This window comes from Ureibacillus manganicus DSM 26584 (assembly GCF_000772945.1).
Classification (GTDB): Bacteria; Bacillota; Bacilli; order Bacillales_A; family Planococcaceae; genus Ureibacillus; species Ureibacillus manganicus.
Map to the genome: position 1 here is coordinate 128,711 of NZ_JPVN01000006.1, position 15,878 is coordinate 144,588.

General features: G+C 35.4%; 15 protein-coding genes. 9 read left to right on the forward strand and 6 right to left on the reverse strand.

The window, feature by feature from the left end; all coding sequences use genetic code 11:
• The first annotated feature begins 19 nt into the window (after positions 1-19).
• The 4 genes from pstC (at position 20) to CD29_RS20185 (ending at position 2,909) form a co-directional block, all read left to right on the forward strand.
• The gene (pstC, locus tag CD29_RS06525) at positions 20-913 is read left to right on the forward strand and encodes a phosphate ABC transporter permease subunit PstC (protein WP_036184398.1); all 894 of its coding nucleotides are present in this window, start codon (positions 20-22) and stop codon (positions 911-913) included.
• Position 914: 1 nt separating this feature from the next.
• A complete protein-coding gene (pstA, locus tag CD29_RS06530; protein ID WP_036184412.1) occupies positions 915-1,739 on the forward strand; it encodes a phosphate ABC transporter permease PstA in 825 nt (274 codons plus the stop codon).
• A 67-nt stretch (positions 1,740-1,806) separates the two neighbouring features.
• Positions 1,807-2,577, forward strand: a complete 771-nt coding sequence (gene pstB / locus CD29_RS06535) for a phosphate ABC transporter ATP-binding protein PstB (RefSeq protein WP_036184534.1) — start codon at positions 1,807-1,809, stop codon at positions 2,575-2,577.
• Positions 2,578-2,765: 188 nt separating this feature from the next.
• Positions 2,766-2,909, forward strand: coding sequence for a hypothetical protein (locus CD29_RS20185; RefSeq protein ID WP_156111876.1), 144 nt, complete (start codon positions 2,766-2,768; stop codon positions 2,907-2,909).
• Between the two features lie 92 nt (positions 2,910-3,001).
• Here CD29_RS20185 and helD read toward each other — a convergent pair whose 3' ends face one another.
• The 3 genes from helD to CD29_RS06550 form a co-directional block, all read right to left on the reverse strand.
• Complete coding sequence (helD, locus tag CD29_RS06540; RefSeq protein ID WP_052124026.1) at positions 3,002-5,260, reverse strand: RNA polymerase recycling motor HelD; 2,259 nt, start codon at positions 5,258-5,260, stop codon at positions 3,002-3,004.
• A gap of 177 nt (positions 5,261-5,437) precedes the next feature.
• The gene (locus CD29_RS06545) at positions 5,438-6,529 is read right to left on the reverse strand and encodes a copper resistance D family protein (RefSeq protein WP_036184414.1); all 1,092 of its coding nucleotides are present in this window, start codon (positions 6,527-6,529) and stop codon (positions 5,438-5,440) included.
• A 2-nt stretch (positions 6,530-6,531) separates the two neighbouring features.
• On the reverse strand, positions 6,532-7,122 hold the full coding sequence (locus CD29_RS06550; RefSeq protein WP_052124027.1) for a copper resistance protein CopC: 591 nt from the start codon (positions 7,120-7,122) through the stop codon (positions 6,532-6,534).
• Positions 7,123-7,741: 619 nt separating this feature from the next.
• On the opposite strand from CD29_RS06550, the gene CD29_RS06555 reads away from it, so the two are divergent.
• Positions 7,742-8,113 carry an ArsR/SmtB family transcription factor gene (locus CD29_RS06555; protein ID WP_235801790.1) on the forward strand — a complete coding sequence of 124 codons (372 nt, stop codon included), beginning with the start codon at positions 7,742-7,744 and terminating at the stop codon, positions 8,111-8,113.
• A complete protein-coding gene (locus tag CD29_RS06560; protein WP_036184416.1) occupies positions 8,106-10,259 on the forward strand; it encodes a heavy metal translocating P-type ATPase in 2,154 nt (717 codons plus the stop codon). Before CD29_RS06555 ends, CD29_RS06560 begins: the two co-directional genes overlap by 8 nt.
• 119 nt (positions 10,260-10,378) lie before the next feature.
• On the opposite strand, the gene CD29_RS06565 is transcribed toward CD29_RS06560, so the two are convergent.
• The 3 genes from CD29_RS06565 to CD29_RS06575 all read right to left on the reverse strand — a co-directional run bounded on the left by CD29_RS06565 (position 10,379) and on the right by CD29_RS06575 (position 11,912).
• Positions 10,379-10,684 carry a DUF3784 domain-containing protein gene (locus CD29_RS06565; RefSeq protein ID WP_036184417.1) on the reverse strand — a complete coding sequence of 102 codons (306 nt, stop codon included), beginning with the start codon at positions 10,682-10,684 and terminating at the stop codon, positions 10,379-10,381.
• 120 nt (positions 10,685-10,804) lie between these two features.
• Entirely contained in the window at positions 10,805-11,221 is a 417-nt protein-coding gene (locus CD29_RS06570; protein WP_036184418.1) for a hypothetical protein, read from the reverse strand.
• Positions 11,222-11,387: 166 nt separating this feature from the next.
• The gene (locus tag CD29_RS06575; protein ID WP_036184419.1) at positions 11,388-11,912 is read right to left on the reverse strand and encodes a hypothetical protein; all 525 of its coding nucleotides are present in this window, start codon (positions 11,910-11,912) and stop codon (positions 11,388-11,390) included.
• A 343-nt stretch (positions 11,913-12,255) separates the two neighbouring features.
• Between CD29_RS06575 and CD29_RS06580 the strand changes: the two genes are divergently transcribed.
• The 3 genes from CD29_RS06580 to CD29_RS06590 all read left to right on the forward strand — a co-directional run bounded on the left by CD29_RS06580 (position 12,256) and on the right by CD29_RS06590 (position 15,873).
• A complete protein-coding gene (locus CD29_RS06580) occupies positions 12,256-12,981 on the forward strand; it encodes a glycerophosphodiester phosphodiesterase (protein ID WP_036184420.1) in 726 nt (241 codons plus the stop codon).
• A 331-nt stretch (positions 12,982-13,312) separates the two neighbouring features.
• Positions 13,313-14,896, forward strand: a complete 1,584-nt coding sequence (locus tag CD29_RS06585; protein ID WP_036184421.1) for an ABC transporter substrate-binding protein — start codon at positions 13,313-13,315, stop codon at positions 14,894-14,896.
• A 62-nt stretch (positions 14,897-14,958) separates the two neighbouring features.
• Positions 14,959-15,873, forward strand: a complete 915-nt coding sequence (locus tag CD29_RS06590) for an ABC transporter permease (protein WP_036184422.1) — start codon at positions 14,959-14,961, stop codon at positions 15,871-15,873.
• Positions 15,874-15,878 lie beyond the last annotated feature (5 nt).

Below are 15,878 nucleotides of genomic sequence, written 5' to 3' on the forward strand. Positions count from 1 at the left end.
ATTTTTGGAGGAATGAAGAATGTCAAGCCCGCCGGTTGAAAAAACAAATAAAAGAAAATATATTCTTGAGAAATTATCAGGCAGACTTTTTTTAATCTGTGCACTGTTATCTGTTATTAGTTTATTGTTAATCATTGGATTTGTATTCATTAAAGGGATTACTCCCTTTGTAGCAGAGGGATATAGTTTTATCGATTTTCTATTTGGAGACGATTGGGTCCCAAGTGAAGATAAGTTTGAAATTTTCCCTATGATAGTAGCATCTATCTATGCTACTATCGGTGCGCTAATTATTGGTGTTCCAATTGGATTATTTACAGCGATCTTTTTAGCTGAAATTGCACCTAAGAAGTTAGCGAAAATTATCTCACCAGCGGTACAGTTACTTGCGGGAATACCGTCTGTACTATATGGAGTTTTCGGTTTAGCTGTAATTGTTCCTTTTTTACAAAATAATCTAGGGTTAGCAAAAGGACAAAGCTTAATTGCAGTAATTCTTGTTTTAGCAATTATGATGTTACCAACTGTTGTTACAGTTTCAGAAACAGCTATTAGAGCTGTTCCCAAAACTTATCGTGAAGGCTCTTTAGCATTAGGAGTATCTCACATTGGTACTATATTTAAAGTAGTTGTACCAGCTGCTAAATCAGGTATTTTAACGGCAATTGTATTAGGTATGGGTAGAGCAATTGGTGAGACGATGGCCGTTATTTTAGTAGCCGGAAACAGTCTCATTATCCCAACAAGTTTAACAGACAGTGTACGTCCGTTAACAACAAATATCGCATTAGAAATGGGATACGCTGCAGGAACACATCAAGAGATGTTATTTGCGACAGGTATTGTGTTATTCTCATTCATTTTAATATTGAATTTTGTATTAGCAAGAATCAGTTCGAAGGGTGGTCATTAAGTTGAGAAGTTTTAAAGATAATGTATTACGTGGACTTCTTTGGTTATCTGCGCTCTTAACAATTGCCATTCTTGTAACGATTGTTGGGTATATTTTTTATAAAGGTATCGGTTTAATAAGTTTTGATTTTATCTTTGGGGATTATTCTCCAACAGGTGGTGGCGGAATATGGCCAATGATTGTTACAACGATTTATACAATCGTGATTTCATTAGTCATTGCTACACCAATAGGGATTTTAGCTGCTGTGTATTTACAAGAATACGCAAAACAAGGGCGTTTAGTAAGACTTATTCGCTTTGCAACAGAAAGTTTAACGGGGATTCCTTCGATTATTTATGGATTGTTTGGTGCTGTTTTCTTTGTAACTACTTTAAAACTAGGTATGTCAATTATCGCAGCGTCATTGACATTAACAATTATTATCTTGCCAGTTATTATTCGAACAACAGAAGAATCGCTTAAAACGGTTCCTCGTAGCTATCGTGAAGGATCTTTAGCATTAGGAAACACAAAGCTTCAAACATTATATAAAGTCATTCTACCTAGCGCGATGCCTGGTATATTAGCTGGTATCATATTATCAATCGGAAGAATTGTTGGTGAATCAGCCGCAATCTTTTTAACAGCAGGAACAGTAGCAGCATTACCAGAAAGCATTTTCTCATCAGCAAGAACGTTAACGGTTCACTCATTTTTAGTAACACAAGAGGCTGGGGACATTGAGCTTGCAGCAGCTGTTGGGATTGTCTTAATTGTAATTATTTTAGCTTTAAACCTAATAGCAACGCTAATTTCAAAAATCTTCAATAAGGCTAATTACTAAAGAGGTGATGATGATGACAACAATAATGGGTAAACACAATAAAGATATAAAGGAAGATCTACCACAAATGACAGAACAATCAAATGAAAATACAAAAATCAGTGTTAGAGATTTAAGTTTGTTTTATGGTGAAAAACAGGCACTTTACTCTTTATCGTTAGATATTAAGGAAAAAGAGGTTACCGCTTTAATTGGCCCTTCAGGTTGTGGTAAATCAACATTTCTACGAACTCTTAACCGTATGAATGATTTGATTGATGGTGTGAATATAACAGGGGACATTACGATTGATAATGAGAACATTTACCAATCTAATGACGTGATTAAGCTAAGAACGAAGGTTGGAATGGTATTCCAAAAAGCGAACTTGTTTCCAATGAGTATTTATGATAATGTTGCTTACGGCCCTCGAGGTCAAGGCATTAAAAATAAAAAAGAATTAGATAAAATTGTGGAAGAAAGTCTACGTGGCGCTGCAATTTGGGATGAGGTAAAAGATCGTCTTAAATCATCAGCACTTGGTTTATCGGGTGGTCAACAGCAACGTGTTTGTATCGCGCGAGCTATTGCTATGAAACCTGAAATCATTTTAATGGACGAACCGACTTCTGCATTAGACCCAATTTCGACTTTAAAAGTAGAAGAATTGATTGCTGATATGAAACAAGATTATACAATCGTTATTGTTACTCATAACATGCAACAAGCAGCGCGTGTATCGGATCGAACTGCATTCTTCTTAAATGGTGAGATTGTAGAATTTGATAAAACAGATAAAATCTTTTCAGTTCCGAAAGACCAAAGAACGGAAGATTATATTACTGGACGTTTTGGATAAAGATGAGGCTTGATTCTATTTATGAATCAAGCCTTTAATTTTTTATTCACTTCTGCAATCCCATTCATTTCATTCCCTAAATTTACGAAAAATAAAATAATAATTCACCTCATAGGGAAAATAAACCTTCAAATATAGAATATTTTACATATTGTAGCAATATAATATATGGAAAGGAGAATGATAAAATGAGGATGCCAGCATTGCCGCAATCTAAAGAATTAGAAACTGAGAAGAAAGTAAAGGGATCTTTTCTAAAAACGATTCGCAAATTTTTTTCAAACAAAATCGGGAAAAAACAAAAGTCATTTCGATTACCCCCAAGAGAGTAAAGCTGTTCTATTCACTATTGATAGAACGGCTTTTTCTTTTGGTTACATTCATCGCGCATTTGTTTAAAGTATTTGTGCTTTGAAGTGGATAACTACACCAATAAAAACGTCTCCTCACTCGGTCCAACTAAATATAACTCATGCATAGCTCTTGTTAATGCGACATATAATAGTTTTCGGTCAATTGGTGTATCGTTATACGGGAACGAAAAGGCAGCTACAATCACGGCATCAAATTCTAACCCTTTGGCTAAATGACTTGGCAAAACAAGAAGTTTCGATTGGCCAAGCTCGGAAGTTTCAGTTAGAAGTTCTACATCTAAGTTTTCTTCGATTAAAGTTTCTGCAAAATAAGCAGCTTCGTCAGATGTTTTACATATTAATGCAATCGAACGATGTCCATTCTTTCTAATCGCTTCATATATCTCACGTATCTTTGATGGATTAAATTCATCATTTTGAACAAAGGTTGGTGGGTTTCCATGTCGTACTACTGGCTCAACTAAAGGTAAGTTTTCATCCATTTTTGCTAACACTTTATTGGCCACTTCCATAATTTCAATCGTTGTACGATAGCTCTTTTGTAATGTGAAATAATTCGCACGAGGGAATAGCTTTAAGACTGAGTCCCATTCCGTCAGAGAACGGTAACTATGAATTCCTTGAGCTAAATCTCCAACCATCGTGAACATGTCTGTTTCAAGCCCCGTTTTTAACGCAGCAAGTTGGAACAAACTATAATCTTGCACTTCATCGATAAAAACGACCTTCATTTTCCACTCATCTTTAACTCCTTTAATTTGCGCGTGTAAATAATAGATTGCAGCCAGATCTTCCAATGCCCATTTTTCCCTTGCGTGAGTACGGATAAATTTCTCCTGTTCTTCAAATGACCATTCTGGTGCTAGTTCACGAAGCAATACACGATCAGTTAATAAGTTGCGATACATTGTTTTAATTTTTACTTTTTCAAATCGACGCATGTAGTTTGCAACAGTTGATTTTATTTCTGCTTTAATTTTAGGTATTCGTTCATCCCGTTCGTCAATAAACCGAGTTACGTTACGCTTTCTTTTCTCAGGATCTCGGAATCCATTCAAAGCCTTACCAATCATCTCATCATAGCGTGCATTTAAAGAATCGAGAACAGCCTTTGACTTCCGCTTCACTTCTGTTTGAACAACCTTCTTAATTCGTTCCAGTCGTTTTTCAATCGGCATGTATGCAAACTCTTCAAGGAAGAGTTTTTTTAGATGACTACCACGCATGATTCTATACTTTTCAATAAAGACATCCTCATCAAATAGGGATGCAAGATTTCGTTCATGGAGTTTAATGTATCGATCTAAGATTGTTTTATATTCCATAGACCCTTTCACTTTTGGAATGTTAAAAGTGGGGAGGGGAGCGTTATCTTCAATGATTTGTTCAAGCAGTTCATTTGGATCTTGTAGTTTTAGTTTTATGCCTGTTGCGTTTTGTACATATTCAGCATAGGTTGTTTGGCAAATTCGATCTACACCAAGTTCAGGTAAAACTTCACCGATATACTCTATAAATAATTTATTAGGAGCTAGAATCATAAGTTGTTGGGGGTTGAAGTGTTCGCCCATTGTATAAAGGAAATAGGAAATACGGTGTAGGGCGATGGTTGTTTTTCCGCTTCCTGCAGCTCCTTGGACAAGAATTGGTTGGCGCAAGTGAGCACGGATAATTTCGTTTTGTTCTGCCTGAATAGTTGCCACAATTTCCGTTAGTCGAACGTCAGCTTTACCAGAAAGTGCTTCTTGAAGAAGTTCATCGTTCGTAGTTAAATCAATATCTTGAAAACTCAATAGTGTCCCATCTTCTATTTTGTATTGTCTTTTGGAGTATAGGTGACCTGAATATACTTCATCTCTTACGCAGTAGGTTACATCCCCAAGCCGTCCATCATAATAGACGTTGGCAACAGGAGAACGCCAATCTACAATAATTGGCTCAAAGGTTTCACTATGAATGAGTGAAGTTTTTCCGATGTATAAAAATTCTTCTGCTTCTTCTGGACGTTGAAAATGGATGCGGGCAAAGTAAGGCTTTTGTCTAACGGCTTCTAAACTTTCCTTTTGAGTTCGGGCTAGTTCAAAAAAGCGGGAGTTCGTCAATATATTTATGAAACTATCACTGGAGTCTAAATATTCAACGTTTGCCATAGATTCTTTAATTTTCGTGTTAGCTGATAAGAGGTCTTCTTGTGACTTCCTTAAGATGTCTTCCATATAATTTCTAGTGTAATCGAGTCGTTCCACTTCCTTTTGGTAATCTGGGTGAAGTGAAAATGAATCCCTGGTATTTTGTTTTGTTTCAGACATTTACAAATCCTCCTATCATAGAAAGTTGTAGTTTCGAGCGGTAATCGTAAAGATAATCTTACTAAATATCCCAGATGAAGTGAAGTTTTAACATAATAAAAAATGTATTACACAGTAGTGAGTAAGAATGAAAACAACAAAACTGCGCCACATTAAAGTGACGCAGTTCAAAGATAGTTACTGAATACTGAACATGAGTGCTAAATAAGCGCAAATGACTAAACAAATACTCATTAGAAAAGAAAAAAGGGCTGGTGCTTTTTTCAAAAATGACAAAAGGCTTAAACCTAAGAATAGGATTGCTAGAATGATCAAGGTTAAACTCGTCATATTCAAACTAAGGGTTATGGCCATTTCAGGATAGACTTGTCCTTGATAAACTGTATTAAATAAAGCAGAGAAATTTTTGTCATTGAGCACAGTTTCTTTAGGTGGAGATTGTTCACTTAATGCAGCTGTCGCTGAAAATATGAATAGAGCAATGATACTTTCAATTTTTACCCAAGGTCTTGGGTTGAAGCTGAGAGATTGTTTTAATCTCCAGCGAATAAAGATACCATTTATTAATGCGTAAACAAGTAACGGGATAATGAATAAATGCTTCCACAATAAGGCTTGTCCATAAGGAACCAACCATGATTTTATGTATTCATTCCAATTTACCATGAAGTTCATGAGAAGGATTCCTGAGAGAGTTGTTACAAGCAAGCAAATGATGGCAACAGGTGTGTACCATTTTAAAAATTTTAACCAATTGGTAGTATTTTTCGAAAACCAGCTGACAACTATTAAAATCCCTATCCAAATACTTACTGCAAGTAGATGTAATGAATCTCCTATGAATCCCCAAACTCGATCGATAGTGCTAGCATGGCTCGACCATCCTAATGTCAAAATTAATACGATTGATAGAGCTAGTCCAACGAAACCATATAACTTATTTTTATAATTTCCGAACATAAGAACATATAAGAAAATTATAGTAGTTACAATTAATGTAAGAATCCAAGCTTTTCCGGTATGGAAATTTAGTAATACAGTTCGAACGGATTCACCAAATCCAATTCTAGAAGATAAAAATAAAATGTTCTGTAAAATTGGTAAAAATGAAAAGATGGCTATTCCTACAATAGCCATCATTAAAACTATTAACGGAACTATAATCTTTGGTTGGGCTGTTCTAGGAACAAAAGACAAAATGAAATAACCTATACAGAGTGCAACACATAGATATAACAAAGCTTGACTAGTAACTGTAATAACCAACATTACTATTTCTTTCTTCTCGCTAAAAATACTGCACTAAGAATCATGATGACCACTAATACACCTATGATAATAAACAGTAAATTTGAATTTCCTTCGTTTGAATCGGTGTCTGTGTTTTCAGATGGATTTGCTTGAACTACTTCATTTATTTCCTCGTTTGTTTGGGTAGTGACTTCTGTTTCACTTTCCTCATCTTCTGATGTGACTGTACTATTTTGTTCTTCAACTGTTTCAGCAGAAGAAGCGTCTATAGAGAAAGTGAAATTATCTTCAATAAGGTGTCCGTCTTCCCCGATGATACTCCAGTCAACTGTGTAATCACCATTCTTTAGAGGAGTGGAAAAGTCTCCTGTTAAAATATTTGCATTGACAGTAATATTTTCGACTGTGATTGTTTCACCATTTGCATTTTGAAGTGTAAAAATACTGCCTTGTTCAATATTTCCTTCAAATGTTAATGTAATTTGATCTAATTCCTCATTAATGACTTCACCATTTTGAGGATTAGAACTTTGTAACCCTGTATGAGCAAATACAGTACTCACAAAAGTAAATATAAGGACAACTGTGAAAAATGATATTTTCTTAAACATAAGAAACCTCCAATAATATTCGAGCATATTCATAACATATTCCATAAACAAAGGTATGTTTGAATAAACTTCAGCTATTCCATCATAAAATAATCAGCTAAATAGGACAATGATTCCAAAATGACAAACCAAGAACAATACTGTGAAGTGTTGTTTCACAACTTTATACATATTAAATGTGTGAATGTATACGTATTTAACATCTTTTCCAAAATCCTCCTCAACCATTCATAAAGGAATTTATAGATGGTGGGATTTGTGGATATAAATTAGTGAGTGATTCAGCAACATATTCAAATGGATATTTGACTGTTTGAGTAATGAGGTATATGATGATGATAACAATCAAATGGGTATTTGAATAATGGGGAAGGATAAAGTGTATGTTAGACACGATAGTCATATTAATTGGGCTAAAGGTTTTACTTCTAATTATTATTGGATAGAAATTAATGATGTAAATAACGGGTAAGGGATAATAGGTCATGAGCGTGGAATAACAAAGGATAAGGGGAAGATTATTTTAGATGGTGAAAAATATCCATGTAACCATCTATTCTCATTGGAATATATTAAAATAAATAATCAAATAAACGTTTGAATGTATGAGGTGAACAGAGTGGTAAAAGATATTGATGTATGTGAAGTGACGTGTGTAGATGAAGAAAAGGTAACACGCGTACAAAATCAATTAAAAGAAGAAAATCCTATAGATGTCGCGAAAATATTCAAGGCATTATCAGATGATACACGTATTAAAATTGCATACGCTCTTGCTTCTGTAGATGAGCTATGTGTATGTGATGTTGCCAATATAGTTGGTGCTACAACAGCAACAGCATCACACCACTTAAGACTCCTGAGAAATCTAGGTTTAGCCAAGTACAGAAAAGAAGGTAAATTAGTTTACTACTCATTAGATGATGACCATGTGAAAAAACTAATCGAGGTAGCTTTTGCACATCAAAAGGAGGGGGCGAAAGTTGAATGAAGTAAAAGAAGCTGCAAATGAACAAGTATTTCGTGTTGAGGGATTTTCCTGTATTAACTGTGCAGGTAAATTTGAGCGAAACGTCAAAGAACTTCCTGGTGTTCAAAATGCGAAAGTGAATTTTGGTGCATCTAAAATTTCTGTTATAGGGCAAACAACGATTGAAGACCTAGAGAAGGCAGGAGCGTTCGAAAAGTTAAAAATTATTCCAGAAAAAATCAATGGGCAAACGGCAGAGGCTCATAAGGATAAGGTTAAAGAAGTGAAAGTTCCGTTCGTAAAAAAGTATGAAGAATTATTATTTTCAACTTTATTAATCGTCTTAGGTTATATTTCAACTTATACGAATGGTGAAGAAAATCTCGTAACAGTTTTACTGTTCCTAGCAGCCATCTTAATTGGTGGATATTCTTTATTTAAAGTAGGATTACAGAATTTAGTCCGATTAGATTTTGATATGAAAACGCTCATGACGGTAGCTATTATAGGTGCGGCAATCATTGGAGAATGGGCTGAGGGTGCCATTGTTGTAATTTTATTTGCAATTAGTGAAGCCCTTGAACGCTATTCGATGGATCGAGCACGGAAATCGATACGTTCGTTAATGGATATTGCTCCAAAAGAAGCGCTTGTTCGACGACATGGTCAAGAAGTGATGATTGATGTTGGAGCAATTGCGATTGGCGATATTATGATTGTTAAACCTGGTCAAAAAATTGCTATGGACGGTGTTGTTGTAAAAGGCGGTTCAGCTGTGAATCAGGCAGCAATAACAGGTGAATCGGTCCCGGTATCAAAATCTCTTAATGACGAAGTTTTTGCGGGTACATTAAATGAAGATGGTTTACTTGAAGTTAAAGTAACGAAATTAGTGAAAGATACTACAATAGCGAAAATAATTGAACTTGTAGAGGAAGCACAAGCAGAACGTGCACCTTCTCAAGCCTTTATCGATAAATTTGCAAAATACTATACGCCAATTATTATGATTATTGCCGCTTTGGTAGCCGTCGTACCACCTTTATTTTTCAATGGAAGCTGGGAGTCTTGGGTGTACCAAGGATTGTCTGTATTAGTGGTTGGTTGCCCATGTGCATTAGTAATCTCTACACCTATTTCCATTGTGTCTGCAATTGGTAATGCTGCGAAAAAAGGGGTATTGATCAAGGGTGGAATATATCTAGAGGAAATGGGCGGTATAAAAGCTATCGCCTTTGATAAAACGGGGACGTTAACAAAAGGTGTTCCAGTTGTAACTGATATTAAAATTGTAAGTAAACAAGTGAATGAAAGTAAAGTACTCACCATTGTTTCGGCTCTAGAAAATCGTTCAGGGCACCCATTAGCATCTGCAATCGTGAAAAAGGCTCATGAACTTAGAGTACCTTATCAAAACGTGGTCGTTGAAAACTTTGAGTCCATTACAGGGAAAGGTATTAAAGGTTCTATTGGTGGAACTGTTTACTATGTGGGAAATCCAAGATTATTTCAAGAAATAGCCGTTAGTAAATCCATAGAAGAAAGTTTAGTTAATCTACAATCTGAAGGTAAAACTACTATGATTGTTGGTAAGCAATCAGAAGTCCTTGCAATTATTGCTGTAGCAGACGAAGTGAGAGAATCAAGTAAATCGATGCTAGATAGACTTCATAAGTTAGGAATAAAGAAATCGGTCATGCTTACAGGGGATAATGAACGCGCGGCTATGGCCATTGGACGTAAAGTAGGGGTATCAGAAATTCAAGCTGAACTGTTACCTGAAGACAAGTTACACACAATCAAACGGTTACGGTCAGAATACGGAAAAGTTGCCATGGTAGGGGATGGTGTCAATGACGCACCTGCATTAGCAGCTTCCACTGTAGGAATTGCTATGGGTGGTGCTGGAACAGATACGGCGCTCGAAACAGCAGACGTAACATTAATGGCAGACGATTTAACTAAACTTCCTTTCACGATTAAACTGAGTAGAAAAGCATTAACTATTATCAAAACTAATATCGCCTTTGCGTTAGGGATAAAGCTTATCGCGTTATTACTAGTTGTACCTGGATGGTTAACTCTCTGGATTGCAATTTTTTCGGATATGGGAGCAACTTTACTAGTTTCGTTAAATAGTATGAGGTTAATGAGGGTAAAAGAATAGTTAGTATGAAAAATCGGTGGGTGATAGCCTGCCGATAATTCATTTCCTACAATAAGAACTTTGTTAAACCAATAATCAATCCAATTAAACGAGGGAATCAATAGTTGATTCCCTTGTTTTTATGCTCTATTGATTAAATTAATATAGATAATTAATCCAATAGTTCCTGCAATAACAATAATTGTGTATATAATACCTATGAAAGAACCGATAAATTCTAAACCAATTGGTAGAAGAACTGTCAATACACCAATAAGCGTACAAAAAGAACCAACCGATTTTGCTAATTTCTCTTTGTCTCCCTTATAAGATTTTTCATCGTAGCCAGCTATTAACGAAAGTTGTTTCTTTTGCGCGATTAAATAACCAAAAAGGAAAAGTAGAAGACTTACAAGAAGACAAGTTATAAACCCACCCCAAAACATTGAAAACACCTCAATTAATGTTTATGAATTAATATTGATACGTCTAAACTGCACAATAAGTTTCAATATATAGTAATTGAGAGTTAATGCGTAACCAATCTCAAAATCCAAGCTTCAACATTACTGGATCAGTGCCTCAACTCTTTCCATAAATGTTTCATCTGTGACTAAATAACCTTTTTTATGATCATTAATGACGAGTATATTTTCATCTAGGAAAAGGTAGAGCTCAAAATCTCTGTTGGTTTTAGAAGTAATTCGATAATCTGCCTCTGAAAGACGATAAGTAGTGTCGGTTTTTCTTATATTAAGTTGGGTTAATAATGAAAGGATTTCTTGTTGAGATGATTTTGAAATATCGAGTGTAGTGTGTTCTGTACCGTTGACTTTTTCGATTTGTATAGAAGGCTGACTCACTAAAAAATCTTCTGATACAATGTCTGTAAGTTGTGAGGTTCTATTTGTAAAGATGGCAACTAATATGACTAGAGCTAAAACAACTGTAAGCATACCAAATACCATTCTTCTTATTCTCATGAATTCAGGTCTCCCTTCACAGGTTCGATTCAGTTCTAGTGTTGACTTAACATATTTATACAATATTAACGATTGGTAATATTAAAGTCAACAAACTTAAGTACTGAAAAAATTCATATCTATATAAAAGGCAGATTCCTAAATTTAAATCTGCCTTCTATGTTCGTTATGCTGTTTTCTTTGGAAATAGTATATATGACAAACTAATAGCACCGTCGATGATCAATGCAATTGACCATATTCTCCAAACATTAAATAAAGCTTCTGTGCTTTCTAGTCCAACATAAAAAATCATTAACCATAGAAGTACACTGCCAAGTATGTAAGCAATGACATGTCTTGCCCACATTTTTAGTTCGTAAATACCTTTTTCTCTACCCAGTAGTGTTCTTTTCGTTGAAGGTTTCTTTAAAAACCAAACTTGGAATTTCTCATCAGCCCAAGCAATCATCGACTTCCCATACGCCAAAGAGACCCCAATATAGATTGCCGCAATACCGTGGGCTGTTGTTGCAGTAGTTCCACTTTGTAGATCAACAGTTGTTAATAGGACTAAAGCTAAATCAATTAATGGTGTTAGTAAGAAAAAAAATAAACTTAATTTCTCTAACTTTAATACATAGCGGAATATAAGTCCTATAACAATAGCTATCCAAAAAGCGACTTCAGCTACAATTATCCAAATTACCATTTTAATGCCCCTTTATTTAATGCGTTTGTATTAAAATATTACCATGTGGATATTTGTTCTTAAAGAAGTAATTTTACTGGATGAAGATATAGTTAAACTTCATGCTTTAATTGATGGACTAATTATATAGATTATTGGACATTGTTCCGGTAACAGACGACCGAGTTCGCTATTTAGTTGAACGTGACCTGGAATGATTATTTAGATAATTATAAAAACATGCATTGATATATACTTAGAAATCGATGCGTTTCTTTTGTACTATTTATCATCTTCACTCATATACAAACCATAGATTGAAAATTTGTTAGTAAAAACTTTGGTAAAAAGGGGAATGTTCGAGTTGAAAATTTACGCACACAGAGGGTATTCTGCAAAGTATCCAGAAAACACACTGGCAGCATTTTGCGCCACTGCAATGTTACCTATAGAAGGAGTAGAGTTTGATGTTCATCTAACTACTGACTCCCGTGTGGTTGTTATACACGATGAGAAAATTGATCGTACATCTAACGGATCAGGGTATGTTAAAGATATGACTTTAAATGAGCTTCGCCAGTATGATTATGGCTCGTGGTTTAGTAAAGAGTTTGCAGGTGAAGCCATTCCCACTCTAGCTGAAGTACTTGAAGTGTTTAAAGACACACATCATCATATTAACATTGAGCTTAAATCAGATGTTTTTGTATATGCAGGGATGGAGGAAATGGTTCTAAGCGAAGTGAAAGCTCAGGGTATGTTGGACCGAGTTGTAATCTCATCGTTTGACCATGAAGCTGTAAATCGAATATCAAAACTTGCACCAGATGTGGAAAACGCAGCGTTGTTCGTGAATATGATTTTAGATGTTGCTAAATATCAAGAAAAACTCCCAGCAAAAGCATTGCATGTGTCTCTGCCAACAGCAGTACGTAAACCAGTGCTTGATGCAATATCAGAAGGTTCTATTGTCCGTGTCTGGACTGTTAATGAAACAAAATATCTTGAGCCGTTACTTCATATTGGTGTGGATGCAATATTTACAGACGAGCCTGAGAAAATGCTGGAGTATTTAACAAAAAGAGCATAAAAAGCTTTTGTAAAAAAGTAGTAGAGTGTTAGAACTCTATTAAATCTCGCCCAATTCGGAGTAGTTAGATTTTTAATAATCTTACTATTCTAAAGATTAGGGCGTTTTTTATTTGAGAAAAATTTAGTTTAATCGAGCAAAAGTAACCTTTGTTACCAATGTTTATAGGGTGTTTTGACTTCAATTTCGCCAAAATTCGCCATATTTATAAAAATTGTGTTGATTTTAATATAAATATGACTTATTATTTTGAATATTAATATTATTGGTATAATATTAATCTTCTATTAACGAAATAGAGTGAAAAGAAAAAATATTAGGGGGGCAAATGATGAAAAGAAAAGCATTTTGGGGAATTTTTCTATTTGTTATCAGTGCGATCTTACTAGTAGGATGTTCTGGCGGAACGTCTACAGGTGAAACTACTGATAATGGTCAAAAAGAGACAGACAAAACGACTGACAATGGACAAGTTGATAAAACTTTAACAATTGCTGTCGGTTCAGATATGGTTTCTTTCGATATCCATAACCACAACAACACTTCTACTGAAGCAGTCCATGTAAATATGTTCAACTACTTATTCAAAAAGGATGCAAGTGGCAATATTATCAATGAATTAGTAGAGGAATATGAAATTATTGATGATTTAACTGTTGAAATGAAATTACGCGAAGGTGTTACTTTCCACAATGGTGACCCACTTACTTCTGAAGACGTTAAGTTTACGTTAGAAAGAGTAGCTAAGGATGACAAGCTTAAAGAATATCCAAACTATAAGCAAATTAAAGAAGTACAAGTTATTGATGAGTTAACGTTTAGAGTTGTTACTCATGCTCCAGAACCATCTCTATTCCACCGACTTTCTCGTCTAGGATCTGGTATTCTTCCAAAGAACTATATCGAGGCAAACGGCTTTGATCATTTCCTAGCAAACCCAATCGGGACAGGCCCATACCAATTTAAAGAGTGGGTTCGTGATGATCATATTACTCTAGTTCCTTTCGAAAACTACTATAACGGTAAAGTAGAAGAATGGGATGAAGTTGTATTCCGTGTAATCCCTGAAAATTCAACACGTGTATCTGAACTATTAACAGGCGGAGTAGATATCGCAGTTAATATTCCTCCAGCTGACTGGGACCGTGTAAATTCAAATGAAGGTACAGCTATTGTACAAGAAGTTTCAAACCGTGTAATTATGTTAATCATGCGTGCAACTGAAGGATTACCAACCGCAGATGTTCGTGTACGTCAAGCGTTAGACTATGCAATTGATGATGGAACTTTAGCGGATATTGTTCTTAAAGGTGGAGCAGTTCCTACTAAGACAATGGTAGGTCCAGGAAACTTTGGTGATAACCCTGACCTTTATAACACTTTCAATTATGATGTAGAAAAAGCAAAAGCATTACTTGCTGAAGCAGGATATGCAGATGGCTTTGAAATGACTCTTCAAGCTCCACGTGGACGCTACTTACAAGATGCTGAAGTAGCAGAAATGATTGCAGGTATGCTTGCAGCTGTTAATGTAAAAGTGAATGTTGAGTTTTTAGAGTGGAGTAATTTTGTTGAAATGCGTAATGCAAATGAAAACAAAGAAGCTTACTTACTTGGGTTAGGAAATTCAATGTTTGACGGCGCGTATTCTGTAGACTGGTACCGTGCTGAACGTATGGCAGGTCATACAGATTACAAAAACGATAGAATTGAAGAATTGTTAGCGGCTTCTGCTTCTAATATGAATCCAGAAGAACGTGAAAAACAAATTCAAGAAATTTCTGCAATTGCAGCAGAAGAAGTACCATTCATTAAGCTTTATCAAGAAAAAATTAACATCGGTGTAAGCGATAAAATTGATTTCGCTCCAACATCAGATGAAATGATTAACGCTGCATCTATTAAAAGAAAATAAATAGAGTTATTAAAAAGGGACTAAGGAGTAATCCTTAGTCCTTTACACTAAGAGGTGAGAAGATGGGTAAATATTTGATTCGACGTCTACTGCAAGTTATTCCGGTTCTTTTCATTATTTCTTTTGTTGTATTTTGTCTAGTCTTTGTTGCCGGTGACCCGGTTGCACTGATGCTTCCAGAAGATGCAAGCCAAGAAGATATTGAACAGCTACGGGAATCGTTAGGTTTAAACGAACCATTCCACATTCAGTACTTTACATATATGGTAGGGCTAGTTCAACTAGACTTTGGAGATTCATTCCGTTATAACCAAAGTGCTTTACCAATTGTCCTTGAACGGCTTCCGGCCACACTAGAACTGGCAGCTGCTGCAATGATTATCGCAATAATTATTGCCATTCCATTTGGTATTTGGTCAGCTACGAAAAAGAATTCCCCAGTAGATTTCCTTGCTACAGGTGGATCTGTCTTATGGAAAGCAATGCCGAACTTCTGGTTAGGTATTATGTTGATTTTATTATTCTCAGTAACATTAGGTTGGTTCCCAGTATCAGGCCGAGGAACCCTTAGCCATCTAGTACTACCGGCGATTACGTTAGGTACTGGTATTGCAGCAGAAATGACAAGGCTAATTCGCTCAAGCATGCTTGAAATTTTAAATCAGGATTATATTAGAACAGCAAAAAGTAAAGGTATAAGAAATTTCTTTGTTGTAAATAAACACGCATTCCGCAATGCACTTATACCTGTAGTAACAATTACTGCACTACAAACCTCCACTTTAGTTGGTGGTACGTTAGTTACTGAAACAGTATTCTCTTGGCCTGGTTTAGGTCAGCTCCTAATCCAAGCTGTAAATACAAGGGACATGGCGATTGTTCAAGCAAGTGTATTTGTCATAGCTTTCATCGTAATCCTTATGAATCTATTAGCAGATATCCTTTACAAAATACTAGATCCAAGAATTAAGTACTAGAAGGG

What these genes read in the sequence shown, in the direction of transcription:
- pstB (WP_036184534.1), top strand. Translation starts at nt 1,807, where the DNA reads ATGACAGAACAATCAAATGAAAATACAAAAATCAGTGTTAGAGATTTA.
- CD29_RS06590 (WP_036184422.1), top strand. Translation starts at nt 14,959, where the DNA reads ATGGGTAAATATTTGATTCGACGTCTACTGCAAGTTATTCCGGTTCTT.
- CD29_RS06575 (WP_036184419.1), bottom strand. Translation starts at nt 11,912, where the DNA reads ATGGTAATTTGGATAATTGTAGCTGAAGTCGCTTTTTGGATAGCTATT.
- CD29_RS06550 (WP_052124027.1), bottom strand. Translation starts at nt 7,122, where the DNA reads ATGTTTAAGAAAATATCATTTTTCACAGTTGTCCTTATATTTACTTTT.
- CD29_RS06545 (WP_036184414.1), bottom strand. Translation starts at nt 6,529, where the DNA reads ATGTTGGTTATTACAGTTACTAGTCAAGCTTTGTTATATCTATGTGTT.
- CD29_RS06565 (WP_036184417.1), bottom strand. Translation starts at nt 10,684, where the DNA reads ATGTTTTGGGGTGGGTTTATAACTTGTCTTCTTGTAAGTCTTCTACTT.
- CD29_RS06570 (WP_036184418.1), bottom strand. Translation starts at nt 11,221, where the DNA reads ATGAGAATAAGAAGAATGGTATTTGGTATGCTTACAGTTGTTTTAGCT.
- helD (WP_052124026.1), bottom strand. Translation starts at nt 5,260, where the DNA reads ATGTCTGAAACAAAACAAAATACCAGGGATTCATTTTCACTTCACCCA.
- pstC (WP_036184398.1), top strand. Translation starts at nt 20, where the DNA reads ATGTCAAGCCCGCCGGTTGAAAAAACAAATAAAAGAAAATATATTCTT.
- CD29_RS06585 (WP_036184421.1), top strand. Translation starts at nt 13,313, where the DNA reads ATGAAAAGAAAAGCATTTTGGGGAATTTTTCTATTTGTTATCAGTGCG.
- CD29_RS20185 (WP_156111876.1), top strand. Translation starts at nt 2,766, where the DNA reads ATGAGGATGCCAGCATTGCCGCAATCTAAAGAATTAGAAACTGAGAAG.